A 22,166-nucleotide genomic window follows, 5' to 3' on the forward strand; every position below is an offset into this window, starting at 1 on the left:
CCCCGCACTTGCCCCTCCCCCTTCACGCCTCCTGTTTAAAACGGGTTTTTGCCATCAAGGTGTCATTGGGGGCTGGGCTGCATTCGCAAATGTGGGTATGGTAGAGGCACGTCACTCCCCCTCATCGAGAGATCATCATGAGCCTGAAGTTCAAGAAACCCGCTTTTATCATGCTCGGCCTCATCGCCCTGCTCTCCGCACTCTGGCTCGATTTCTATCTGCCGGAGCACACCATCGCCACCATCACCGGGGTAGAGGTGAAGCGCACCGACAAGGATGGCCCCATCAGCCAGAAGAACCCGGCTGACGGCCCCACCACCGACGTCTATTACATCTACACCGAGCGCCCCGGCGAGAAGATCCGGGTGTTTCGCAATGAAGACACCGAATGGGGCTGGCCCTTCTACTTCAAGTTCAACGCCGCCGACGTCCAGGCCAAGGCCAAGTCCATGGAGTTCGAAAAACGCCTGGCCATCATCACCTCCTACGGCTGGCGCGTGAACATGTTCTCCATGTTCCCCAACGTCACCAAGATCGCGAGCACCGAGCCCGATGCCTCCACCTGGAGCTTCTTCCGCTGGTTCTGGTTCGGTGTCTGGGCCCTGGTGATGGGCAAGGCGGCCATCGCCACCTGGCGCTACTTCGATCGCCTCGAGGACGAGATATGAGCGAGCCGAGCAAGACCCGCACCAGCTTCTATCGCCGGCTCTACGTGGCTCACCTCATCAGTCAGGGCACGGACACCGTGCCCGCCATCATGGAGGCGACCGGCATGCCGCGCCGCACCGCCCAGGACACCCTCAGCGCCCTGGCGGAGCTCGATATCCAGTGCGCCTTCGAGCAGACCGAGGGGGCTCGCCATCTGCAGGGGCACTACCGCATCAGCGACTGGGGGCCCATCAATCCGGCCTGGATTGCCGCGCAGCTTCCCGTCATCAGGCAGACCCTGGGGTATCCCTGACACCCCGGACCCGGGTCTGCTCCCATAGAGAAGAGGCCAGCCTTGCGGCTGGCCTCTTTCTTGTCTGGCCTGATATCCCGTTGCCCTCCCCCGGACTCACTCCCCTTCGCCGAAAGACTCTTCCGGCAGCGGCTCCGCCGACTCACCCCGGGTGCAGTCGATGATGGAGCGCTTGGGATTGTTGGGGTCGCGCAGCAGCAGAGGGGCCATCCCCTCGTCATGCAGCTGCTCGTCGGCAAATTCGCTGCCATAGGCGTTGTGGGTCAGCCTGCGGGCATTGGCGATGGGGGTATCCACGAAGAGGGCATGTACCTCGAAGGTGGAGGCCGGCACCAGGAAACCGACGATGGGCAGGCCGTGCAACTCCTGATGGACCTTGTACCAGGCAAAGCCCTCGCTCACCTTGTCAGGGGTATACATGGCGAGCTGCGGATTGGCCGGGCGCCCGGTCTCGATGTCGAGATGAAGGGTGTCCAGCTCGCAGGTCGCCAGCCCCTGCCACATCTTCTCGAACGGGGTCGCGCAACCCGTCAGTTGCATGCATGTCAGCAGCGCCAACGTCCCTTTCCACATTCCCAACCCCTTATCCGATGTCCAGGATGTCAACCAAATGAGCGCAGTCGCTGCACCAGCAACTCGATGAAACCGACTCTGTCGAGCCCCAGCAGCACCAGGGCATTGGCCGGTTTGCCGGTCAGGTCGTAGCGATCCACCACCGTCATGCCCAGGGTATGGGTTCCGCCGGTTTCGATATCGACCCGGCACTCCACCCCGTGAAACAGGGAGGGCGCCAGCAGCCAGGCGATGGTACAGGGGTCATGGAGCGGCGCGCCAGCAAATCCCCACTTGGGATCCCGATGATAGATCATGAAAAAGTCGAGCAGCTGTGCCACGCACTGCGCCACCGGGTTGGGAATGGCGCGTACCCGCTCGATATCCTCGTCCATCACCTGGGCCTCGTGGGTCACGTCCAGCCCGCACATGGTGATGGGCAGCCCCGACTTGAAGACCATATCGGCCGCTTCGGGATCCACATAAATATTGAATTCCGCCGCGGGGGTCCAGTTGCCCGCACCGGCGGCGCCCCCCATCAGCACAATGCGGGCGATCTTCTGCTTGAGCTCGGGGTGGGCCGCCAGCAAGAGGGCAATGTTGGTGAGCGGCCCGGTCGGCACCAGGGTGACCGGCTCCGGGCTCTCGCGCAGACATCTTGCCATCAGTTCAAGGGCGCTCATCGCCCGGGGAGCAAAGGCGGGCTCCGGCAGTTCTGGGCCGTCCAGCCCCGATTCGCCATGGACGTTGTCGGCGATGATGAGCTCACGGGCCAGAGGCTTGGCAGCCCCCGCCGCCACCGGGATGTCGTCGCGGCCGAGCAGGGTCAGGATGCGCAGGGCGTTGTTGAGGGTCTTGTCCGGGGTCTGGTTGCCCGCGCTGGTGGTGACCGCCAGCACCTTCAGCTCGGGGCTCGCCAGCGCCAGAATGAGGGCGATGGCATCATCGTGGCCGGGATCGCAATCGAGAATAACGGGCAACGCCATGGACAGACTCCTTACAACATGACAGGGAGCCATACCTTAGCAAGAGATGGCCAGATGAACTCAGGAGGGAGTCACAAAACGCCTCAACCAACGAGATCAAGTACTTGGCGACAGGCCTTGGGAGCGGACACCCAGATTCGCCGCGCCGCCATCGTTCGGGTATGATCCCTCCCCCTTCATCGTCCGGTTGCCCCATGTCCGCTATCATCGACACCTTTGTTGCCCCGCCCTGCGCCGCCACCATCGAGATCCTGTTTGAGGATGCGCATCTGCTGCTCATCAACAAGCCGAGCGGCCTGCTGAGCCTCTCGGGCAAGAACCCGCAGAACCTCGATTCGGTCCATTACCGGCTGGTACAGGATTACCCCGGCTGTACCCTGGTGCACCGCCTCGACTTTGGCACCTCGGGCGTCATGGTAGTGGCCAGAAACAAGAGCATCAACGCCCTGCTCTGCCACCAGTTCAGCCAGCGCACCGTGAGCAAGGCTTACGAGGCACTGCTCTGCGGCCATCTGGCGGCGGATGAGGGCGTCATCGACGCATCCATCGCCAAGGATCCGGCGCTGTTCCCGCTGATGAGCATCTGCGCCGCCAGCGGCAAACCCGCCCGCTCACGCTATCGGGTAATGGAGCGGCTCACCCTGGAGGGGGCAGGCCAGCCGGTGCCATTGACCCGGGTCAGGCTGGTACCGGAAACCGGGCGCACCCACCAGCTGCGCATCCACAGCCAGTGGCTGGGCCATCCCATCCTGGGATGCGATCTCTATGGCGGCCTGCTCCCGCCCGGCTGCGAACGGGCCCCCAGACTGATGCTGCACGCCAGTGAACTCGGTTTTGTGCACCCGGTGAGCGGCGAAGCGGTACAGATCCGCTGTGAAGCGCCCTTTGCGCAGGCACTGGCGGCCATGACGGGGCAACAGGGGTAACGAAGGAAGAAGGGGGAAAGCAGGGCCAGGAAGGCAAAAGAGGCAAACGGCGGATAAAGATAGGGGCCGCGCTTTCGCAACGGCCCCCACCCCCCACTCGGTACTCTTTGTTACAAAGAGGGCTATCAGATCAGCTTGCGGGCGGCGCCCAGCACGATCTTGATGGCATCAGATTCGGTTTTCGCCATGGTTTCGGCGTTCGGGATTTCCTGCTGCGTACGGTTCACGATGATACCGGCCACCATGCCCGCACGCAGGCCCTGGCTGGTACACATGGTCAGCAGGGTTGCGGACTCCATCTCGTAGTTCAGCACGCCCATGGCTTGCCACTCTTTCATGGAACCCTGGAAACGTTGTACCACGCGGCCGGATACGGTGTCGTAACGCTCCTGACCCGGGTAGAAGGTGTCAGAAGAAGCAGTGACGCCCACATGCAGCTTGGAGCCCAGCTCCTTGGCGGTGTTCACCAGGGCGGTGGTGCAGTCAAAGTCGGCCACTGCCGGGAACTCCATCGGCGCGAAGTGCAGGCTGGCACCGTCGAGGCGCACGGAGCCGGTGGTGACGATCACGTCGCCCACGTTCAGGTGCGGCTGGATGGCGCCGGTGGTGCCGATGCGCAGGAAGGTACGGATACCCAGCTGGGCCAGCTCTTCCACCGCGATGGAGGTGGACGGGCCACCGATACCGGTGGAGCAGATGATAACGGCCTTGCCGTCCATCTCGCCGCGCCAGGTGGTGAATTCACGATGGCTGGCCAGGTGCACCGGGTTGTCCAACAGCTCTGCGATGCGCTTCACGCGCTCGGGGTCACCGGGGACGATCGCCAGGGTGGCGCCTTGCAGATCCGCTTTTTTCAAACCCAAGTGAAATACATCAGACATAGTGGACTCCTGGTTGCGCCCCGCCGCATGGCAGCTGAGTGCAGTTAAGGTGATTCTTTACGGTACTTTCAAGCCGGTGTCCCCTCATCCGGGGAGGCGCCAACTATGGTCGAAAGCGCTTTCCAATTCCTTGATGCGCCTCACACTTCTGCGCTTCAAAGCTGACAAAAATGGCGCGAAACGTTTGCTAAGATGATGAATTTCTTGAAAAACGTTTTTACGTTCCTTTTGCTCTCCCATCCCTTGTCAAGCCTTGATCAACCGTCCATTTAAAGAGCGCGATCGAGTCCACAAAGTTGCAAACGAGATACCATTGACCCCTTCTCATCCCCTCCGACGCTGTTATGTTGGCGCCCGCATACCACTTAATGGCTAATCATACGGAGTCCATCATGGCGACATTCAAGTTCTACATTCCCGCAATCAACCTGATGGGGGCGGGCTGCCTGCAGGAGGCGGCAGCGGATATCCAGGGACATGGCTATCGCAAGGCGCTCATCGTCACCGACAAGATCCTGGGCCAGATTGGTGTGGTGGGCCGGCTCGCCGCCCTCCTGGCCGAGCACGGCATCGGTGCCGTGGTGTTCGACGAGACCAGACCCAATCCCACCGTGGCCAACGTCGAGGCGGGTCTTGCGATGATCCGGGCCCACGGCTGTGACTGCGTCATTTCGCTCGGCGGCGGCTCACCCCACGACTGCGCCAAGGGCATCGCCCTGGTGGCCGCCAATGGGGGCAGCATCAAGGATTACGAGGGGGTGGATCGCTCCGCCAAGCCGCAGTTGCCGCTCATCGCCATCAATACCACGGCCGGTACCGCCTCCGAGATGACCCGTTTTTGCATCATTACCGACGAATCCCGTCAGGTGAAAATGGCCATTATCGACAAGCACGTCACGCCGCTGATGTCGGTCAACGACCCGGAACTGATGCTGGCCAAGCCCGCCGGCCTCACCGCCGCCACCGGCATGGATGCCCTGACCCACGCCATCGAGGCCTATGTCTCCACCGCCGCTACCCCGGTCACCGATGCCAGCGCCGTGATGGCCATCGCACTGATTGCCGAACACCTTCGCACCGCCGTGCATCAGGGGGAGGATCTCCATGCCCGTGAGCAGATGGCCTATGCCCAGTTCCTGGCCGGCATGGCCTTCAACAACGCAAGCCTGGGCTATGTGCACGCCATGGCTCACCAGCTCGGGGGCTTCTACGACCTGCCCCACGGAGTGTGCAATGCGGTGCTGCTGCCCCATGTCCAGGCCTACAACGCCCGGGTGTGCGCCGGCCGGCTCAAGGATGTGGCCCGTCATATGGGGGTGGATGTGAGCGCCATGAGCGATGAGCAGGGTGCGGCGGCAGCCATTGACGCCATCCGGCAACTGGCTCGCGACGTCAAGATCCCCGCCGGTCTGGAGCAGCTCGGGGTCAGGGCCGACGACCTCGACGTGCTGGCCAACAATGCGCTCAAGGATGCCTGCGGTCTCACCAACCCCAGGCAGGCGACTCACGCGGAGATCGTCGCCATCTTCCGCGCCGCCATGTAAGGGGCAAGATCTGCCAGGGCCGCCACGCGGCCCTTTTTATTGGCTGATGGATCAATGGCTTTTTACTTCCGCACGGGGAGTGGGTATGATTTGCCGAGCTAAAAAGACTGTATGGATGATCTGAACCCGATATGCGGATGAAACACCTGATTGCCGCGGCCCTGACCGCCCTCACCCTGTCCGGTTGCAGCCTGGTCTATCGCATCGATATTCCCCAGGGCAACTATGTGGAACAAAAGCAGGTCGACAAGCTGCGCCAGGGCATGACCCGCGAACAGGTCGAGTTCGTGCTGGGTTCTCCCATGTTGCGCGACAGCTTTGACCCCAACACCTGGTACTACCTCTATGAGTTCCAGCCCGGTCGGGGCGACAAGGAGCGCAAGGAGCTGACCCTCAACTTCGTGGGTGACAGACTGGCCACCGTGACCGGTGATTTCCCTCTCCCTGCCGCCTTCACCACACCGCTCTAGATGACATCACAAAACCGGCTTCTGCCGGTTTTGTTCTCTCTGGCCCCGGTGATGTCGCCGGGCCACACTCTGGATGCCTCATTGCCCCGAGGAGATCATCATGAGTCGATTCCTGATTGCCGGCGCCACCGGTCTGATTGGCAAAGCCTTGCTGCGCGAGCTGGGGACGGAGCACGACCTCCTCCTGCTCTGCCGCAAATCGGGAGACCCCGCTCCGGGACGCACCTGGCTGCCCACCTCGTTCGACGCGCTGGACAGATTGACGCTGCCCTCCCCTGTGGACATTGCCTTCTGCTGCCTTGGCACCACCCGCAAGGATGCCGGCTCGGCCGAGGCATTTCGCCGGGTCGATCTCGACTATGTGCTGGCCTTTGCCGCGCTCGCCCGTCGCCACGGCTGCCGCCGCCTGCTGGTGGTCTCCAGTCTGGGCGCCAACCCGGGTTCCCCTGCTCTCTATCCCCGCACCAAGGGCGAGATGGAGCAGGCCCTGCTGGCCCAGGAGTGGCAGCGGCTCGTCATCCTGCGCCCGGCCATGCTGCTCGGCCATCGAGAACCTGCGCGCCGTTCGGAGCAGATCATCCAGGCCATCTATCCGCTGGTCAAGCCCCTGCTGCGCGGGTCGCTGCGCCGCTGGCGTGCCATCGAGGCCAGTCAGGTGGCGCACGCCATGGCGCGCCTTGCCATCCAGGAGAGCGGAATAGAGACGGTGGAAAACGAGCGCCTGCTCACCCTGTGATGCCCCGTGTCGGGCGAGACGATCACAAAGGGGCGCCACGGCGCCCCTTGTCACAACCCATCACCCGTCAGGTGCCGGCATCGTCTCGCTTGCGGTGCACATCGGGCCGCCCGCCGGTGACCACATCGGCGCGCCCCTCTTCCTTGGCTTTTTCCGCACGCTTCTTGCGCATCTCCTTGGGGTCGGCGATGAGAGGGCGGTAGATCTCGATGCGATCCCCCTCCTGCACCGACTCTGCGCCCTTCACCGGACGGCTGTAGATACCGAACTTGTTGACCGACAGGTCGATCTCCGGGTGCTTTTGCAGGATGCCGGACTGTTCGATGGCCGCCAGCACGCTGGTCTCGGGCGCGACCCGGATGCACAGCACCGTCTGCCGCTCGGGCAGGGCATAGGCCACTTCGATATTGAGGAGCTCAGACACCGTAAACCACCTTGGCACGATTGGAGAAGGCGAGCACCATGGAGCTCACCAGCTCGCGGAAGATCTGGCCAAAGGCCAGCTCAATGAGCTTGGAGGTGAACTCGAAGTCGAGATCGAACTCCACCTTGCAGGCATCCACGTCCAGGGGTGTGAAGGTCCACCAACCCGCCAGCTTGCTGAAAGGCCCCTCCACCAGCTCCATCTTGATGGTGCGATTGGCATCAAGCTGGTTGCGCGTGGTAAAGGTCTTGGCGATACCTGCCTTGGCCACATCGACCGAGGCCATCATGTAGTCTTCACCCGACTCGTGAACACGGCTGCCGACACAGCCGGGCAGGAACTCAGGATAGGCATCAACATCATTGACCAGCCGGAACATCTGTTCCGCGCTGAACATCACCAGGGCACTGCGAGTAATACGGGGCATGGGTTTTCCTCATCCAATCGGCCCGATTTTATCACCTTGTCAGCCAAAATCACCGCCGAAACTGTTCGCGGGTCACCAAGCAGGGCAATCGCACACTTTCCGGCCAGTGTGGTCCGCTCTCGCCCCGCCCTTCCCTCAAAATCGTCATCGAACTGCTCACAAAGCCGCCACTCGGAGCGCTGTGCGTTTTACAGCCGCCGCCACCCACGTATAATGCGCCTTCCTAAACATTGCCTAAGGCCCCCGTCATGAGCAAAAAGAACAGTAAAAACAAAGCCGGGTCCAGCACCATTGCACTCAACAGAACCGCCCGTCACGAGTACTTCATCGAAGAGCGCGTGGAAGCCGGCCTGTCCCTGCAAGGGTGGGAAGTGAAGTCCCTGCGGGCGGGCAAGGCCAACATCAGCGAAGCCTATGTCATCTTCATGCAGGGGGAAGCCTTCCTGTTCGGCTCCAGCTTCCTGCCGCTGAACGCCGCCTCCAGCCACGTGGTATGCGATCCGACCCGCACCCGCAAATTGCTGCTCAGTCGCCGTGAACTCGACAAGCTCGAGAGCCTGACCGCTCGTCAGGGCTACACCATAGTGCCGCTGGCCCTCTACTGGAAAGCGTGCTGGGTCAAGGTCGAGATCGGCCTGGTGAAGGGCAAGAAAGAACACGACAAGCGGGAAGACACCAAGGCCCGTGAATGGGATCGGGAAAAAGCCCGCATCATGAAAAACAAACACCGCGGTTGATTGTGCGCCACCCGCCATGGCAAGGCGTCCAATAAACCAGCAATCGACCGGCCAAGGCCGGTCGATTGCCATCAACGCCTTGCCATGACAGGATTTTTGCGTACAATCCCTTTTGACAACTTGGGGCTGATTCTGGATTCGACAAGATTCACGAAACCCAAGGTGCATGCCGAGGTGCGGTAGGCCTCGTTAATAAACCGCAAAAAAATAGTCGCAAACGACGAAAACTACGCACTCGCAGCTTAATAACCTGCGCTGAGCCCTTCTCCCCTAGCTTGCCTGTGTCCTAGGGAAATGGAAGGTCATCCTTCACAGGATCGTGTGGAAGTCCTGCTCGGGGCGGAAGCATTAAAACCAATCGAGCTAGTCAATGCGTGGCGTGTCTCTCCGCAGCGTGTTGGCGAATGTAAAGAGTGACTAAGCATGTAGTACCGAGGATGTAGTAATTTTGGACGGGGGTTCAAATCCCCCCAGCTCCACCAAACGTTTGGAAAGGGCCACTTCGCAAGAAGTGGCCCTTTTTGTATCCTTTTTCTCGCCTTCAGAGGTTGTATCCGCCCCGCGAGTGCTGTGCATCTCCAGACCAAGGGCCAAAGGCTCTGCGGGTCGTTACTGCATTTGACATGGGCCAGCATCCAGGTGATGCGGCCAGCAAAAACCGGCGAGTGGAACGGCAATTTGCCCGGGAGCTCTGGGCCACGCCATCAGCCCAGCGCCTCCATGGGGTTGAAACAGCCTCGAGGATTCGCCCCCGAGAACCTTCCACTAGCCGTTGGCAGTGGAATGCTGGGTCAGATGAACGACGGGATTTTCGGAGAAGAGGTAGCGGTCATCCTCCATTTCGTCATCGAAGATGGTGGCCTGGAAGAGCATCTGCTTGGTGTTCTCCAGGTGCTGCCACATGGCCAGCTTGGCCGCCTGCGGATCCTTGCGCATCAGGGCCTTGAGGATCTGGTCGTGATCGTCGCACCAGCTGGAGATAGCCTTGTCGTCGATATGCTCGTGGAGCTTGCGCCAGTAGGGGTTGCGCTCGCGATGCAGCCAGAGCTGCTCGGTCAGGATCACCAGCACGGAGTTCTGGGTCGCCTTGGCCACCTGGATATGGAACTGCTTGTCCCACTCCGAATCGCGGGCACGATCCTCCTTGCGGGCCAGGGCCTGGATCTTCAGCAGCTCCATGATGTCCTGCTTGGTCACCTGGGTCGCGGCAAACTCGGCGATGTTGCTCTCCAGCAGTTGCCTGGCTTGCAGCAGCTCGAAGGGGCCCGCCGTCAACAGGGCGTCATCCAGGGTGGGAGTCGCTTCGGCATACTGGCTCTCCCGGGCGATCACGTGGATCCCGGACCCTTTCTGCACCGCCACCAGCCCTTCCACTTCCAGCATGATGATGGCTTCGCGCACCACGGTGCGACTCACGTCCATCTCCTCGGCAATCAGCCGCTCGGCCGGCAGACGCTCGCCAACTTGATAACGCTGGCTGGCAATGCGTTGTTTCAGCTCGGCGGCGACTTTCTGATAGAGACGCTTTGATTCAACCAAGTCCATATTCATCTCACTCACACCCCAGCCTCATACTATTCAAGTGCCGGGACTGTCACCCGGATACGGTAACTTGTTATACCAATTTACATGAAAATGAACAAGTGAGCCCTGGGCTCACTTGTTCTCTCATGACTCAGTGCATGCCAAACAGTCCCGGCAGGAAGAGACTGAGTGACGGTATGTAGGTCACCGCCATCAGGCTCAGCAGCAAGACGAAGAAGAAGGGCAGCATGGGCCGGATCAGGGCCTGCAGCTTGACCCCCGAGACCGAACACCCCACAAACAACGCACTGCCCACCGGCGGTGTACAGAGCCCGATGCAGAGGTTGAAGATCATCATGATGCCGAAGTGGACCGGATCCATGCCGAGCTCGGTGACGATGGGCAGGAAGATCGGGGTGAAGATCAGCACCGCCGGAGTCATGTCCATGAAGACGCCCACGATGAGCAGGATCACGTTGATGATGAGCAGGATGACCAGAGGGTTATCGGAGACATTCATCAAGGCGTCACTGATGGTGTAGGGGATGTCCGCATTGGTCATGGCCCAGGACATGCCCACCGAGATGCCGATCAGCAGCAGCACGATGGCGGTGGTGATGACCGAGTCCAGCATGATGGCCGGCAGATCCTTGAACTTCACTTCGCGGTAGATGAGCACCGAGAGCACGAAGGTGTAGACCACGGCGATGGCGGAGGCTTCGGTGGCGGTGAAGATGCCCCCCAGGATCCCGCCCATGACCACCACCACCAGCAGCAGGCTGGGGATGGCATCCCAGAAGGCGCGCATCACCATGGCAAAGGAGGGTCGCTCCGCAACCGGGTAGCCACGGCGCTTGGCGATGATGGCTCCCACGGCCATGATGCTGAGCCCCATCAGGATGCCGGGGACGTAACCGGCCATGAACAGGGTGGCCACCGAGATGCCGCCGGCGGTCAGGGCATAGATGATGAGCACGTTGGAGGGCGGGATCAGCAGACCCGTGATGCAGGAGGTCACGTTGATGGCCGCCGAATAGGCCGGATCATAGCCGGACTTCTTCTGCATGGGGGCCATGGTGCCACCCACCGCGGCCGCGGCTGCCACCGCCGACCCCGAGATGGAGCCGAACAGCATGTTGGCCATGACATTCACGTGGCCGAGCGAGCCCGGCATGCGGCCCACCAGCACCTGGGAGAAGTTGATGAGCCGCTGGGCGATACCGCCGCAGTTCATCAGGGTCCCCGCCAGGATGAAGAAGGGGATCGCCAGCAGGGAGAAGCTGTCGAGGCCGGTGGCCATCTTCTGGCCGACCACCGCAAGGATGGTTTCCATCGGCAGCATCATCATGCCGGAGGCCAGGGTCGCCAGGCCGATGGAGAAAGAGATGGGCACGCCCGCGAACACCAACACGAAGAAGGAGCCGAACATGACCAGGGCTATGGTCCAATCCATCAGATGTTCTCCTCTGAGGGGGCAAGATCGGGGGTGGGCGCCAGACTGTCGAGCAGGGTCTCCAGCATGAAGAGCACACAGTAATAACTGATGATGAGGCCGCTCAGGGGCAGCACGGCGTAGACATAGGCCATCGGCAGTTGCATGGCCGGGGAGACCTGGCCGGTGCTGTAGACCTTGGTCACCAGAGTCAGGCCGCCCCACACCATGGCGCCGCTGGAAAACAGCAGCACGCAGAGATCCACGAACAGCTGGTTGGCGAGCTTGCGCCCTCCCTTGAGGTCGGAAACGAACAGGTCGATGCTGAGGTGGCGACGCTTGCCGGTGGCGTAGGCCGCTCCCAGCAATCCCACCCAGATCATGCTGAAGCGGGCTATCTCGTCGGTCATGGTGCTCGGCTGTGCCAGCACGTAGCGACTGAACACCTGCCAGACCACGCAGACTACCAGCATGGCCATCACGGCGACGGTAAACCCGGCGAGCAACCTGTCGATGGGTTGCTTGAACTTTTCAAGACGCATTGCGGTTCTCCCGGGAGGGCGATCTCGTCGCCCTCCCCTCATGATTACTGACCGGCTTCATTCTCGATCTTGGTGAGCCACTCACCGCGTACCGGATCCTTGCGGAAATCGTCATACAGGGGGGCCAGCGCAGTGCGGAAAGCCTCCTTGTCGACCTGGATGAAGGTGGCCCCCGCGTCGGTCGCCTGCTTGCGAGATGCCGCGACCTCCTTGTCCCACAGCTCCTGTTCGTAGGTTTCCGAGTGCTTGGCGGCAGTGGTGAGGATGGCCTTCTGTTCGTCGGAAAGCTTGTCCAGCACCTTGCTCGAGATCACCAGGAAATCGGGCACAGAAGTGTGCTGATCTTCGGCGTAGAACTTGGCCACCTCGACATGACGAGTCTGCACGTAGGAGGGCTCGTTGTTCTCGGCGCCGTCGATGACCCCTTGCTGCAGTGCGGTGTAGACCTCACCGAAGGGGATCGGGGCCGGGGCCGCACCCAGCAGTTCGATCAGCTTGATGGTGGTGGGGGTCGCGACCACCCGGATCTTCATCCCCTTCATGTCGGCCGGGGTGTGAATAGGCTTGTTGGCGTAGAAGCTGCGGGTCCCCGCCACGTAGGCGGCGATGGAAACGAAGCCCTTGTCACGGGTCTGGGCCATCATGGATTCGCCCACGGGGCCGTAAATAACCTTGTTGAAGTGGGCCTGATCCTTGAACAGGTAAGGCAGGCTGAAGATGGAGAAGGCGGGCGAGAAGGGTTCCATCTCGCTGGCACTGGCCTTGGTCATGTCCAGGGCGCCGTTTTGCAGCAACTCCAGGGTCTCACGGGGACCGCCCATCTGGCCACCCGGGTAGATGCGCAGCTTCATCTTGCCGTCGGAGGCGGTGCTGATCTCCTTGGCCATCTGGGCCAGCGCCTGGTGTACCACATGGTTGGTGTCCAGATTATGGGCCAGCTTCAGCGTCACTCTCTCCATGGCATGGGAAGAGAAGGCTGTCAGGGCCAGGGGGGCGGCCATCAGGATGGCGGCGGCGATGGTTTTCATTTTCATTGGAGCGGGACCTCAAGTGTGTGCGTTTATCTGCTAGACCTCTTCCCTGAGGAGTCAGTCTTAATGTCCTACATCTTTGTGATGCACACTGTAATTGGTAGAACATCTATGAATATTGAGAACCATCACAAAAACGGCATACCCCCACAAATGGGCTGTGATAAACCCAACGCAGGTCACATTTTCCCCATCCACAAGAGTAAAAAGGTGTCATACAAACCTCTCATCCAGCCTCTTCATCCTCTTTCCCGCTCTTTCTCACCCTGTTAGGCACCATTGAAGGCCCTCTTTGAGACTCAAAATGGTTTAATTCGACGATTTTGTGAGCCGACCGGTGTTTTTTCAATATGGTGACTGGACGAGATGTCTGGCAATGAGAATAATTGGTCCAACAACTATCTCCACTTCACCGAGCACTCTCGTAGGGAGCAAGCGAATGACCGCCTTCATGACCGATGACTTTCTGCTGGATACCGAATTCTCGCGCCAGCTTTATCACGGCTTCGCCGCCGGACAGCCCATCTTCGACTATCACTGCCACCTGCCGCCCCAGCTGATTGCCGAGGATCACCGCTTCGCCAACCTGTATGAGATCTGGCTCAAGGGGGATCACTACAAGTGGCGCGCCATGCGCTCAAACGGAGTGGATGAACGCTTCTGCACCGGGGATGCCGACGACTACGCCAAGTTCGAGGCCTGGGCCCGCACCGTGCCCCACACCATCGGCAACCCCCTCTATCACTGGACCCATCTAGAGCTCAAGCGGCCCTTTGGCATCACGGGCCAGCTGCTGGGGCCGCAGACCGCACAGGCCATCTGGCACCAGTGCAACGACAAGCTGGCCCAGCCCGACTTCTCGGCCCGCGGCATCATGAAACAGATGAACGTCAAGATGGTGGGCACCACGGACGATCCCGTCGACGATCTGCGCCACCACGCCGCCATCGCGGCCGACGGCGGCTTCGACATCAAGGTGCTGCCGAGCTGGCGTCCGGACAAGGCGTTCAACATCGACGCCCATGGCTTTGCGGACTATCTGGCCGAACTCGGCCGGGTCAGCGACATCCAGATCCGCACCTTTGCCGATCTGACCCGGGCCCTCGGCGTGCGGCTGGATCACTTCGCCGCACACGGCTGCAAGATTGCCGACCATGCCCTGGACGAAGTGCCCTTCGGCCAGGCCGGCGAACAGGCGCTCGACGCCATGCTGACTCGACGTCTGGGGGGCGCCGTACTGGAGAGCGCCGATGTGGCCGCCTTCAAGACCGCCGTGCTGCTCTATCTGGCGGGCGAATACCACCGGCGCGGCTGGGTGCAGCAGTACCACATCGGGGCGCTGCGCAACAACAACAGCCGCCGCCTGCTGACCCTGGGGCCGGACACCGGCTTTGACTCCATCCACGACGCTCCCGTGGCCAAGGCGCTCTCCCGCCTGCTCGACGCCCAGGACGCGCAAGGGACGCTGCCCAAGACCATCCTCTACTGCCTGAACCCGAGGGACAACGAGGTGCTCGGCACCATGATCGGCAACTTCCAGGGGGACAACCTTCCCGGCAAGATGCAGTTCGGCTCGGGCTGGTGGTTCAACGATCAGAAGGATGGCATGGAGCGCCAGATGACCCAGCTCGCCCAGCTCGGCCTGCTCAGTCGCTTCGTCGGCATGCTGACCGACAGCCGCAGCTTCCTCTCCTACACCCGTCACGAATACTTCCGCCGCATCCTGTGCCGCATGATCGGGCACTGGGTCGCGGACGGTGAGGCCCCGGCCGATCTCGCGCTGCTGGGCCAGATGGTGGAGAACATCAGCTTCCACAACGCCCGCGACTACTTCGCCATCGAGCTGAACTGACCAGAAATAAAAAATGAGGCGGCGGGCATGTCCCGCCGCCGGAGCGGACCATTCCATGGGTCAAACCGCGCCCATCATCCATATCCGCCACAGGGGCACAGCCCCATGAGGACCACAACAAGATGCAACGCCTGAATCGTGATGCCTTCCCGGGGGCCCAATATCCGGACCGCGTGATCCAGTTTGGCGAGGGGAATTTCCTGCGCGCCTTCATCGACTGGCAGCTGGACCTGCTCAACGAGCACACCCGCCTCGACGCCGGCGTGGTCATAGTGCGCCCCATCGACAGCGACGTTCCCCCCAGCCTGAGCACTCAGGACGGCCTCTACACCACCGTCATCCGCGGGCTGGACGAGTCCGGCAAGGCCATCAGCACCCAGCGCCTGATCCGCAGCGTCAACCGCGAACTGAGCTGCTATCGCCAGTTCGACGAGGTGCTGGCACTGGCGCGCAACCCGGATATCCGCTTCCTCTTCTCCAACACCACGGAAGCCGGGATCAGCTATCACGCCGACGACCAGTTCGACGACACTCCGCCCGCGAGCTTCCCGGCCAAGCTGACCCGCTTGCTGTTCGAGCGCTTCAGTCACTTTGACGGCGCCGCCGACAAGGGCTGGGTGCTGCTGCCGTGCGAGCTCATCGACTACAACGGCGACGCCCTGCGCGAGCTGGTGCTGCGCTACGCCGCCCAGTGGCAGTTGCCAGAGGCCTTCCAGACCTGGCTGCGCGAACACAACACCTTCTGCTCCACCCTGGTGGATCGCATCGTCACCGGCTTCCCCCGGGACGAGCACGCCGAGCTGCAGGCGCAATTTGGCTATCAGGATCAGTTCGTGGTCACCGCCGAGCACTTCTACCTGCTGGTGATCCAGGGGCCTGCATGGCTGGCGAGCGCCCTCTGCCTCGATCAGCTGCCCGCCGGGCAGGCACTCAACATCCTCATCGTCGACGACATCAAGCCCTACAAGGAGCGCAAGGTCGCCATCCTCAACGGCGCCCACACCGCCCTGGTACCGGTCGCCTTCCTGGCCGGGCTCGACACGGTGGGCGAGGCCATGGCCGACGAGGAGATTGGCGAGTTCGTCGAGCGCATCATGCGCGATGAGATAGTGCCGACCTTGAGCCTGCCGCAAGAAGAGCTGCTCTCCTTCGCCCGCGACGTGCAGGGGCGCTTTCGCAACCCCTTCATCAAGCACCAGTTGCTCTCCATCGCCCTGAACGGCATGACCAAGTTCCGCACCCGTTTGCTGCCGCAGTTGCTGACCTATCAACAGCAGCAGGGCACCCTGGCGCCGCGCCTGAGCTTTGCCCTCGCCGCCCTGCTCGCCTTCTATCGCGGGGAGCGCAACGGACACGCCTATCCGCTGCAGGACGATCAACCCTGGCTCGACGCCTACGCCCGCCTCTGGCCTGCGGTGGAGCGCGGCGAGATCCCCCAGCGCGCCCTGGTGCAAGAGGTGCTCGGGCAGGAGGCCCACTGGGGCCAGTCCCTGTGCGAGGTGCCCGGCTTGGTCGAGCGGGTAGATCTCTGCCTGACCCGGATCCGCGAGCAGGGCCTGCGCGCGGCGCTGGCCGCCTGCTGCTAAGGAGTGACCATGCAAGCCGTGATTCGCATCCACCCCTCCGACAATGTGCTGGTGACCCTGAGAGAGCTCGCCGCTGGCGAGCAGATAGCGCACGAAGGTGTTTCCTTCACCCTGAGCGACCCCCTCCCCCGCGGCCACAAGCTGGCGCTGGTGGCCCTCTTTGAAGGGGATCAGATCATCAAGTACGGTCTGCCCATCGGCCACGCCACCCGCGCCATCGCGGCGGGAGAACATATCCATCACCACAACCTGGCCACCAACCTCAGCGATCTCGACGAGTACAGCTACCAGCCGGAGCTCATCGACGTCAGCACCGCGCTGCCGGACCGGGAGATCCAGGTCTACCGCCGCCACGACGGCCAGGTCGGCATTCGCAACGAGCTGTGGATCCTGCCCACCGTGGGCTGCGTCAACGCCCTCGCCAAACAGATGAAGCAACAGCTCGAGCGCGACACCGATCTCGGCGCCATTGACGGGGTGCATCTGTTCGGCCACCAGTACGGCTGCTCCCAACTCGGTCAGGATCACCTCAACACCCGCACCCTGCTGCAAAACCTGGTGCACCACCCCAACTCGGGGGGGGTTCTGGTGGTGGGGCTGGGCTGCGAGAACAACCAGATCGCCGCCTTCAGGGAGACCCTGGGCCCGATCGATGCCGCCCGGGTGCGCTTCATGGTGTGCCAGCAGCACGATGACGAGGTGGAGCACGGGCTGGGACTGCTGCGCGAGCTGCTCGCGCAGATGCAGCAAGACAGGCGCCAACCCGGTCGGCTCGGCGAGCTCAAATTCGGGCTGGAGTGCGGCGGCTCGGACGGCCTCTCCGGCATCACCGCCAATCCGCTGCTCGGCTGCTTCTCCGACTACGTGATCCAGCACGGGGGCAGCTCGGTGCTGACCGAGGTGCCGGAGATGTTTGGCGCCGAGCGCATCCTGATGTCCCGTTGCCAGGACGAGCAGACCTTCGACAAGACGGTGCAGATGGTCAACGACTTCAAGCAGTACTTCATCGACCACCAGCAGCCCATCTACGAGAACCCCTCCCCCGGCAACAAGGCGGGCGGCATCTCGACCCTGGAGGAGAAGTCCCTCGGCTGCACCCAGAAGGCGGGGCACAGCCAGGTGGTGGACGTGCTGCCCTACGGCGCCCGCTTGCAGCGCCCCGGGCTGAACCTGCTGAGCGCCCCGGGCAACGACGCCGTCGCCACCAGCGCCCTGGCCGGCGCAGGCTGCCACATGGTGCTGTTCAGTACCGGGCGCGGCACTCCTTACGGTGGCCCGGCCCCCACGGTCAAGCTTGCCACCAACAGCGATCTGGCCAGGCGCAAGCCACACTGGATCGACTTCAACGCCGGCACCCTGATTGAGGGCACCCCCATGAGCAGTCTGCTCGCCCAGTTCATCGACCTCATCGTCGATATCGCCAACGGCAAGCCGACCTGCAACGAGCGCAACGACTTCCGGGAGCTGGCCATCTTCAAGAGTGGTGTCACCCTGTGAGTCTCGAGCTTGGCTGGCTGCAACCGGTCTGGACCCTGATTGAACAGCAGCCCCTGGCGCAAGGCATCGGCCTTGCCGCCATGCTGGTCGGGGTGAGCGCCTTCCTGCAACAGGATGACAGCCGCTTTCGCTGGCGGCTGTGTCTCTACCAGGGAGCCATCGCGGTCCACTTCCTGCTAATGGGTGCCAGCACGGCGGCTCTCAGCGCCGCCCTCAGCTGTGGTCGCACCATCGCCTCGGGGCGCACCCGCAACCCCTGGGTGATGCTCTTCTTCCTCGTGCTGGTGTGGGTACTGGGCATCCCCGGGATCACCAGTGCGGTGCAGTGGCTCCCCATCATCGGCACCACCATCGGCACCTGGGGCCTGTTCCGGGCCCGCGGGCTGGCGCTGCGGCTGTGCATGCTGGCGGGCGGCCTGTGCTGGACCAGCCACAACATACTGATCGGCTCCATCGGCGGCAGCCTGATTGAGACCACCTTCCTGTTCGTCAACTGCCACACCATGTATCGCATGTGGCGTCATCCCCTGGCGAACCCCCTGTAACGATTGCAAGGAGTCGAAACCATGACCCGACAGATAGCCGTCATCGGCGAATGCATGGTGGAGCTGCGCCGAGCCGGGCAAGGCCTGCTGGCACAAGGTTTCGGGGGCGACACCCTCAACACCGCCCTCTATCTCGCCCGCCTGGGGAGCCAGGCGTTCGCGGTGCACTATGTCACAGCCCTCGGCCAGGACGGGTTCAGCAGCCAGATGCTGGCCGCCTGGCAGCAAGAGGGCATCCACACCGACTGGGTGCTGCGCCTGGCAGACAAGGCCCCTGGTCTCTATCTCATCGACACCGCGGCCGACGGCGAGCGCTCGTTCACCTACTGGCGCAGCGACGCCGCCGCCCGCTACTGGCTGGCGCAACCCGAGGGCGAGGCCATTCTCGCCGCCCTGAGCCAGTGCGATCTTGTCTACGTGAGCGGCATCAGCCTGGCCATACTGCCGCCCGCCTCGCGCCAGCGCCTGCTGGAAGGACTCGCCGCAGCGCGCGCCCGGGGGGCCAGAATTGCCTTTGACAACAACTACCGCCCCCGCCTCTGGCAAGACAAGGAGACCGCCAAAGAGGCCTACACCGCCATCCTGCGCCTGGCGGACATCGCCCTGCTGACCCTGGATGACGAGCAGGCACTCTGGGGCGACGCGGAGGTCGAAACCTGCCTCGCCCGCAGCCAGGGCTTCGGGGTGGGCGAGATCGTCGTCAAGCGCGGCTCTGAGCCTTGCCTGGTGGTCACGGCAGCGCAGCGGATCGAAATCGCCGCCCTGCGGTTGTCCGCCGAACAGGTGATCGACACCACGGCGGCGGGCGACTCCTTCAGCGCCGGTTATCTCGCCGCACGCCTGCAAGGGGCCGACGTCACCGACGCCGCCCGGGCAGGCCACCGCCTGGCGGCGGCCGTCATCCAGTATCCGGGGGCCATCATTCCCCCCTCCCACATGCCATCACTCAAGGAAACGCACCATGTCTGATCTCATCGCCCGCCTCGAAGCCCTCAAGGTGATCCCCGTCATCGCGCTGAAAGATGCTGCCCAGGCCGTCCCTCTCGCCCGGGTGCTGGTGGAAAATGGCCTGCCCGCCGCCGAGGTGACCTTCCGCACCCCCGCCGCCGCCGAGGCCATCCGCCAGATGCGCGCGGCCTACCCGGATCTGCTGATCGGGGCCGGCACCGTGCTCAACCGCGAGCAGGTGGATGCGGCCGTTGCGGCGGGCGCCGACTTCATCGTCAGCCCCGGCTTTAACCCGACCACGGTGCAGTACTGTCTGGACAAGGACGTCACCATCATCCCCGGGGTCAACAACCCCAGCCTGGTGGAGCAGGCCATGGAGATGGGGCTTCGCCACCTCAAGTTCTTCCCGGCCGAGCAGTCTGGCGGCACCGCCATGCTCAAGGCCCTGGGCGCCGTCTATCCGGTGCGCTTCATGCCCACCGGCGGCGTGACGCCGGCCAATCTGAAGGAGTATCTGGGGCTGAATGCCGTGATCGCCTGCGGCGGCACCTGGATGGTGCCGGCCAAGCTCATCGACGAGGGCAGGTGGGAAGAGCTGGCCGCCCTGGTAAGAGAGGCCGTGGCGGCCCTGTGATCATCGGTTGAGCGAGGGAAGGTCTGCCCTCCCCCGGATGTGTTGAAGAGCCACTTCCCGCGAAGTGGCTTTTTATGCCCTGCCAGGGCTGGAGATGAATATGCGGTGCGGTTGCCGCAGTCTGCCAGCGGCTTATTCCCCTGCGTCATCGGGCGTCAGCACCAGCCTGCGCCAGGGCCCCGTGATGTCGCAATGACCCGTCTCTTCGGTGTTCTCCCAGCCCAGGCGATGATAGAAAGCCATCGCCGTGGTGTTGCGCATGGCCACCTTGAGGGAGGCCGGGGAAGGGTATCCGGCCAAGCCGGCGGCAAGCAAGGCCCGCCCCATGCCCTGCCCATGCCAGTCCGCCACCACGTAGAGATGATGCACGAAGCTCTCGGCCCCCCAGATGGAGACGAATCCGCACGGGCTGCCCCCTTTCTCCGCCACCCAGATCTCCTCGCCCCGGGTCTGCTCGGCAAAATCCTCGAGCCGGAACAGGGCGGGATCAACCCAATGGAAGGCCTGGCGCCTTCCCTTGAGGAAGAGCTGCGCCAGCATGGGCTCGTCAGCTTCCGTCATCATTCTGATCATGACACCATCCTTGCGTTGCGTGCTTGTCGCTTCCCACTCTCGATGGATCCCGCCGTGCTGTCAAATCGGCAATGTGGACCCTCTTGAATACGTAACCGTGTGACACAGGGCTGCCTATTTTATCGCCTCAGGGGCTATACTGCCGAGGTCCCGTCCATGACTGGTTTGAGGTTCACTGATTTATGGATAACAAGCAAATTGAAGGCAGTATTCTGGTACCCGCCCACATTGACGATGTCTGGCGGGCCTGGACCACGGAGAGCGGGCTGCGCAGTTTTCTGGCGCCGGAGTGCCTCATGGTCCCGGAACCCAACGGACCGTTCGAGATCTATTTCAGACCCGATGCTCCCCTCGGCGAGCGTGGCAGCGAAGGGTGCCGGGTGATGGCGGTCATGCCCCATGATCTGCTCAGCTTCAGCTGGAATTTCCCTCCCCAGTTTCCCCACATTCGTCAGCAGAAGACCCAGGTCAGCCTGCGCTTCGTGCCGGAGGGCCAGGGCACCCGGCTCCACTTCCTGCAAACCGGCTGGGCGCAGGATCCGGACTGGGACCAGGGCTATGCCTACTTCCGGGAGGAGTGGCTGGAACTGAGTCTGCCAAGGCTTCAGTACCGTTTCACCCACGGCCCCATCGACTGGAACAACCCGCCGGGCAAGCAGCAGCTGAAATCCCTGGCCCAGTGACGTCCGTTCAAGCGATGGGCATGGCACGAAAAAGGACCCGCTCAGGGTCCTTTTTCATGGATAGGCAGGCGGTCACTCCACCGGCTCTTCATCGAACAGGGGGTGATAGAGCACCTCGCCCCTTACCCCGTCGAGCCCGCCGGGTTGCAACTCCATCGCCATGAAACACTCCGTCGGCACCTCGTAGATGCAGTGCAGGCCGAAGTCGCTGGCAGGCCGAAACCCGAAACGGGCGTAGTAGGCGGGATCCCCGAGCACCACCACTGCCTTCCAGTCCATCTCCAGTGCCGTGTCCAGCCCTTCCCGCACCAGATCCGAGCCAATGCCCTGCCCCTGCCAGTCGGGATGCACGGCCACGGGTGCCAGTCCCAGCCAGGGCCCTTCCTGTCCCTCAATGGTGATCGGGCTCAGCATCAGGTGCCCCATGAACTCGTACTCTTCCTCCTCGACCATGGTGACCACGGCAGCCCCACATTCTCGCAGGCGGTTGACCAGTTCGGCCTCGTCGGGACGACCAAAGGCGGCACTCACCAGCTCATAGACTGGCAGCATGTCACCGGGACGCTCGGTTCTCAACATACAGCGTTACTCCTCGTACAGCAGGGCGGCCATTATTCCACAGAAGTGGGGCGCCTCTTCACTGCCTTTGTCTGAAAATGGGAGGACGGACTCAGG

General features: G+C 62.6%; 25 protein-coding genes and 1 other RNA gene. 15 read left to right on the forward strand and 11 right to left on the reverse strand.

What is annotated here, in order from left to right; all coding sequences use genetic code 11:
- The first annotated feature begins 137 nt into the window (after positions 1-137).
- Complete coding sequence (locus BGO64_RS15765; protein ID WP_010674042.1) at positions 138-668, forward strand: DUF1523 family protein; 531 nt, start codon at positions 138-140, stop codon at positions 666-668.
- Complete coding sequence (locus BGO64_RS15770; protein WP_039039881.1) at positions 665-961, forward strand: winged helix-turn-helix domain-containing protein; 297 nt, start codon at positions 665-667, stop codon at positions 959-961. Before BGO64_RS15765 ends, BGO64_RS15770 begins: the two co-directional genes overlap by 4 nt.
- 96 nt (positions 962-1,057) lie before the next feature.
- Here BGO64_RS15770 and BGO64_RS15775 read toward each other — a convergent pair whose 3' ends face one another.
- Together BGO64_RS15775 and rihA are read right to left on the reverse strand one after the other, a co-directional pair.
- Entirely contained in the window at positions 1,058-1,534 is a 477-nt protein-coding gene (locus tag BGO64_RS15775; protein ID WP_214004524.1) for a hypothetical protein, read from the reverse strand.
- A gap of 29 nt (positions 1,535-1,563) precedes the next feature.
- Positions 1,564-2,499 (reverse strand): pyrimidine-specific ribonucleoside hydrolase RihA, encoded by a 936-nt coding sequence (gene rihA / locus BGO64_RS15780; RefSeq protein WP_109112420.1) that lies wholly within the window; start codon positions 2,497-2,499, stop codon positions 1,564-1,566.
- A gap of 194 nt (positions 2,500-2,693) precedes the next feature.
- On the opposite strand from rihA, the gene BGO64_RS15785 reads away from it, so the two are divergent.
- Positions 2,694-3,425 (forward strand): RluA family pseudouridine synthase, encoded by a 732-nt coding sequence (locus BGO64_RS15785; protein ID WP_080768016.1) that lies wholly within the window; start codon positions 2,694-2,696, stop codon positions 3,423-3,425.
- Positions 3,426-3,550: 125 nt separating this feature from the next.
- Here the strand turns inward: BGO64_RS15785 and udp are convergent, their stop codons facing one another.
- Positions 3,551-4,306: a uridine phosphorylase gene (udp, locus tag BGO64_RS15790; protein WP_286700998.1), complete on the reverse strand. Its 756-nt coding sequence runs from the start codon at positions 4,304-4,306 to the stop codon at positions 3,551-3,553.
- 392 nt (positions 4,307-4,698) lie between these two features.
- Here udp and yiaY point away from each other — a divergent pair, with 392 nt between their 5' ends.
- The 3 genes from yiaY to BGO64_RS15805 all read left to right on the forward strand — a co-directional run bounded on the left by yiaY (position 4,699) and on the right by BGO64_RS15805 (position 7,056).
- Positions 4,699-5,850 carry an L-threonine dehydrogenase gene (yiaY, locus tag BGO64_RS15795; protein ID WP_286700999.1) on the forward strand — a complete coding sequence of 384 codons (1,152 nt, stop codon included), beginning with the start codon at positions 4,699-4,701 and terminating at the stop codon, positions 5,848-5,850.
- Between the two features lie 131 nt (positions 5,851-5,981).
- Positions 5,982-6,320, forward strand: coding sequence for an outer membrane protein assembly factor BamE (locus BGO64_RS15800; protein WP_029314185.1), 339 nt, complete (start codon positions 5,982-5,984; stop codon positions 6,318-6,320).
- 100 nt (positions 6,321-6,420) lie between these two features.
- Positions 6,421-7,056: an NAD-dependent epimerase/dehydratase family protein gene (locus tag BGO64_RS15805; protein ID WP_286701000.1), complete on the forward strand. Its 636-nt coding sequence runs from the start codon at positions 6,421-6,423 to the stop codon at positions 7,054-7,056.
- Positions 7,057-7,123: 67 nt separating this feature from the next.
- Here BGO64_RS15805 and BGO64_RS15810 read toward each other — a convergent pair whose 3' ends face one another.
- Positions 7,124-7,480 carry an RnfH family protein gene (locus BGO64_RS15810; protein WP_286701001.1) on the reverse strand — a complete coding sequence of 119 codons (357 nt, stop codon included), beginning with the start codon at positions 7,478-7,480 and terminating at the stop codon, positions 7,124-7,126.
- Positions 7,473-7,907, reverse strand: coding sequence for an SRPBCC family protein (locus BGO64_RS15815; RefSeq protein WP_010673974.1), 435 nt, complete (start codon positions 7,905-7,907; stop codon positions 7,473-7,475). The genes BGO64_RS15810 and BGO64_RS15815 overlap by 8 nt, the downstream gene beginning before the upstream one ends.
- 248 nt (positions 7,908-8,155) lie before the next feature.
- Here BGO64_RS15815 and smpB point away from each other — a divergent pair, with 248 nt between their 5' ends.
- Together smpB and ssrA are read left to right on the forward strand one after the other, a co-directional pair.
- The gene (gene smpB / locus BGO64_RS15820) at positions 8,156-8,644 is read left to right on the forward strand and encodes an SsrA-binding protein SmpB (RefSeq protein WP_010673973.1); all 489 of its coding nucleotides are present in this window, start codon (positions 8,156-8,158) and stop codon (positions 8,642-8,644) included.
- Between the two features lie 122 nt (positions 8,645-8,766).
- Positions 8,767-9,126, forward strand: a transfer-messenger RNA (tmRNA) gene (ssrA, locus tag BGO64_RS15825).
- Positions 9,127-9,409: 283 nt separating this feature from the next.
- Here ssrA and exuR read toward each other — a convergent pair.
- The 4 genes from exuR to BGO64_RS15845 all read right to left on the reverse strand — a co-directional run bounded on the left by exuR (position 9,410) and on the right by BGO64_RS15845 (position 13,176).
- The gene (gene exuR, locus BGO64_RS15830; RefSeq protein WP_045525244.1) at positions 9,410-10,189 is read right to left on the reverse strand and encodes a transcriptional regulator ExuR; all 780 of its coding nucleotides are present in this window, start codon (positions 10,187-10,189) and stop codon (positions 9,410-9,412) included.
- 130 nt (positions 10,190-10,319) lie between these two features.
- On the reverse strand, positions 10,320-11,621 hold the full coding sequence (locus BGO64_RS15835; RefSeq protein WP_043154537.1) for a TRAP transporter large permease: 1,302 nt from the start codon (positions 11,619-11,621) through the stop codon (positions 10,320-10,322).
- A complete protein-coding gene (locus tag BGO64_RS15840) occupies positions 11,621-12,142 on the reverse strand; it encodes a TRAP transporter small permease (protein WP_043154535.1) in 522 nt (173 codons plus the stop codon). Before BGO64_RS15840 ends, BGO64_RS15835 begins: the two co-directional genes overlap by 1 nt.
- Before the next feature lie 44 nt (positions 12,143-12,186).
- Positions 12,187-13,176: a TRAP transporter substrate-binding protein gene (locus BGO64_RS15845; RefSeq protein WP_045525242.1), complete on the reverse strand. Its 990-nt coding sequence runs from the start codon at positions 13,174-13,176 to the stop codon at positions 12,187-12,189.
- A gap of 436 nt (positions 13,177-13,612) precedes the next feature.
- Between BGO64_RS15845 and uxaC the strand changes: the two genes are divergently transcribed.
- The 6 genes from uxaC (at position 13,613) to BGO64_RS15875 (ending at position 20,235) form a co-directional block, all read left to right on the forward strand.
- The gene (gene uxaC / locus BGO64_RS15850; protein WP_286701002.1) at positions 13,613-15,025 is read left to right on the forward strand and encodes a glucuronate isomerase; all 1,413 of its coding nucleotides are present in this window, start codon (positions 13,613-13,615) and stop codon (positions 15,023-15,025) included.
- 122 nt (positions 15,026-15,147) lie between these two features.
- The gene (locus tag BGO64_RS15855; RefSeq protein WP_286701003.1) at positions 15,148-16,611 is read left to right on the forward strand and encodes a tagaturonate reductase; all 1,464 of its coding nucleotides are present in this window, start codon (positions 15,148-15,150) and stop codon (positions 16,609-16,611) included.
- A gap of 9 nt (positions 16,612-16,620) precedes the next feature.
- Entirely contained in the window at positions 16,621-18,108 is a 1,488-nt protein-coding gene (locus BGO64_RS15860) for a UxaA family hydrolase (protein ID WP_286701004.1), read from the forward strand.
- On the forward strand, positions 18,105-18,653 hold the full coding sequence (locus tag BGO64_RS15865) for a YgjV family protein (protein ID WP_286701005.1): 549 nt from the start codon (positions 18,105-18,107) through the stop codon (positions 18,651-18,653). Before BGO64_RS15860 ends, BGO64_RS15865 begins: the two co-directional genes overlap by 4 nt.
- A gap of 21 nt (positions 18,654-18,674) precedes the next feature.
- Entirely contained in the window at positions 18,675-19,622 is a 948-nt protein-coding gene (gene kdgK, locus BGO64_RS15870; protein ID WP_202015512.1) for a 2-dehydro-3-deoxygluconokinase, read from the forward strand.
- Complete coding sequence (locus BGO64_RS15875; protein ID WP_128296023.1) at positions 19,615-20,235, forward strand: bifunctional 4-hydroxy-2-oxoglutarate aldolase/2-dehydro-3-deoxy-phosphogluconate aldolase; 621 nt, start codon at positions 19,615-19,617, stop codon at positions 20,233-20,235. Before kdgK ends, BGO64_RS15875 begins: the two co-directional genes overlap by 8 nt.
- Before the next feature lie 132 nt (positions 20,236-20,367).
- On the opposite strand, the gene BGO64_RS15880 is transcribed toward BGO64_RS15875, so the two are convergent.
- On the reverse strand, positions 20,368-20,808 hold the full coding sequence (locus BGO64_RS15880) for a GNAT family N-acetyltransferase (protein WP_041212649.1): 441 nt from the start codon (positions 20,806-20,808) through the stop codon (positions 20,368-20,370).
- 182 nt (positions 20,809-20,990) lie between these two features.
- Here BGO64_RS15880 and BGO64_RS15885 point away from each other — a divergent pair, with 182 nt between their 5' ends.
- Entirely contained in the window at positions 20,991-21,491 is a 501-nt protein-coding gene (locus tag BGO64_RS15885) for an SRPBCC family protein (RefSeq protein ID WP_010673967.1), read from the forward strand.
- A gap of 72 nt (positions 21,492-21,563) precedes the next feature.
- On the opposite strand, the gene BGO64_RS15890 is transcribed toward BGO64_RS15885, so the two are convergent.
- Entirely contained in the window at positions 21,564-22,070 is a 507-nt protein-coding gene (locus BGO64_RS15890; protein WP_010673966.1) for a GNAT family N-acetyltransferase, read from the reverse strand.
- Positions 22,071-22,166 lie beyond the last annotated feature (96 nt).

The sequence above is a fragment of the Aeromonas sp. 62-46 genome, from assembly GCF_001898585.1.
GTDB classification, from domain to species: Bacteria; Pseudomonadota; Gammaproteobacteria; order Enterobacterales; family Aeromonadaceae; genus Aeromonas; species Aeromonas caviae.

Excerpts from the sequence above, each read along its gene's own strand:
- BGO64_RS15765 (WP_010674042.1), top strand. The coding sequence starts at position 138 with ATGAGCCTGAAGTTCAAGAAACCCGCTTTTATCATGCTCGGCCTCATC.
- BGO64_RS15770 (WP_039039881.1), top strand. The coding sequence starts at position 665 with ATGAGCGAGCCGAGCAAGACCCGCACCAGCTTCTATCGCCGGCTCTAC.
- BGO64_RS15775 (WP_214004524.1), bottom strand. The coding sequence starts at position 1,534 with ATGTGGAAAGGGACGTTGGCGCTGCTGACATGCATGCAACTGACGGGT.
- rihA (WP_109112420.1), bottom strand. The coding sequence starts at position 2,499 with ATGGCGTTGCCCGTTATTCTCGATTGCGATCCCGGCCACGATGATGCC.
- BGO64_RS15785 (WP_080768016.1), top strand. The coding sequence starts at position 2,694 with ATGTCCGCTATCATCGACACCTTTGTTGCCCCGCCCTGCGCCGCCACC.
- udp (WP_286700998.1), bottom strand. The coding sequence starts at position 4,306 with ATGTCTGATGTATTTCACTTGGGTTTGAAAAAAGCGGATCTGCAAGGC.
- yiaY (WP_286700999.1), top strand. The coding sequence starts at position 4,699 with ATGGCGACATTCAAGTTCTACATTCCCGCAATCAACCTGATGGGGGCG.
- BGO64_RS15800 (WP_029314185.1), top strand. The coding sequence starts at position 5,982 with ATGCGGATGAAACACCTGATTGCCGCGGCCCTGACCGCCCTCACCCTG.
- BGO64_RS15805 (WP_286701000.1), top strand. The coding sequence starts at position 6,421 with ATGAGTCGATTCCTGATTGCCGGCGCCACCGGTCTGATTGGCAAAGCC.
- BGO64_RS15815 (WP_010673974.1), bottom strand. The coding sequence starts at position 7,907 with ATGCCCCGTATTACTCGCAGTGCCCTGGTGATGTTCAGCGCGGAACAG.
- smpB (WP_010673973.1), top strand. The coding sequence starts at position 8,156 with ATGAGCAAAAAGAACAGTAAAAACAAAGCCGGGTCCAGCACCATTGCA.
- exuR (WP_045525244.1), bottom strand. The coding sequence starts at position 10,189 with ATGGACTTGGTTGAATCAAAGCGTCTCTATCAGAAAGTCGCCGCCGAG.
- BGO64_RS15835 (WP_043154537.1), bottom strand. The coding sequence starts at position 11,621 with ATGGATTGGACCATAGCCCTGGTCATGTTCGGCTCCTTCTTCGTGTTG.
- BGO64_RS15840 (WP_043154535.1), bottom strand. The coding sequence starts at position 12,142 with ATGCGTCTTGAAAAGTTCAAGCAACCCATCGACAGGTTGCTCGCCGGG.
- BGO64_RS15845 (WP_045525242.1), bottom strand. The coding sequence starts at position 13,176 with ATGAAAATGAAAACCATCGCCGCCGCCATCCTGATGGCCGCCCCCCTG.
- uxaC (WP_286701002.1), top strand. The coding sequence starts at position 13,613 with ATGACCGCCTTCATGACCGATGACTTTCTGCTGGATACCGAATTCTCG.
- BGO64_RS15855 (WP_286701003.1), top strand. The coding sequence starts at position 15,148 with ATGCAACGCCTGAATCGTGATGCCTTCCCGGGGGCCCAATATCCGGAC.
- BGO64_RS15860 (WP_286701004.1), top strand. The coding sequence starts at position 16,621 with ATGCAAGCCGTGATTCGCATCCACCCCTCCGACAATGTGCTGGTGACC.
- kdgK (WP_202015512.1), top strand. The coding sequence starts at position 18,675 with ATGACCCGACAGATAGCCGTCATCGGCGAATGCATGGTGGAGCTGCGC.
- BGO64_RS15875 (WP_128296023.1), top strand. The coding sequence starts at position 19,615 with ATGTCTGATCTCATCGCCCGCCTCGAAGCCCTCAAGGTGATCCCCGTC.
- BGO64_RS15880 (WP_041212649.1), bottom strand. The coding sequence starts at position 20,808 with ATGATCAGAATGATGACGGAAGCTGACGAGCCCATGCTGGCGCAGCTC.
- BGO64_RS15885 (WP_010673967.1), top strand. The coding sequence starts at position 20,991 with ATGGATAACAAGCAAATTGAAGGCAGTATTCTGGTACCCGCCCACATT.
- BGO64_RS15890 (WP_010673966.1), bottom strand. The coding sequence starts at position 22,070 with ATGTTGAGAACCGAGCGTCCCGGTGACATGCTGCCAGTCTATGAGCTG.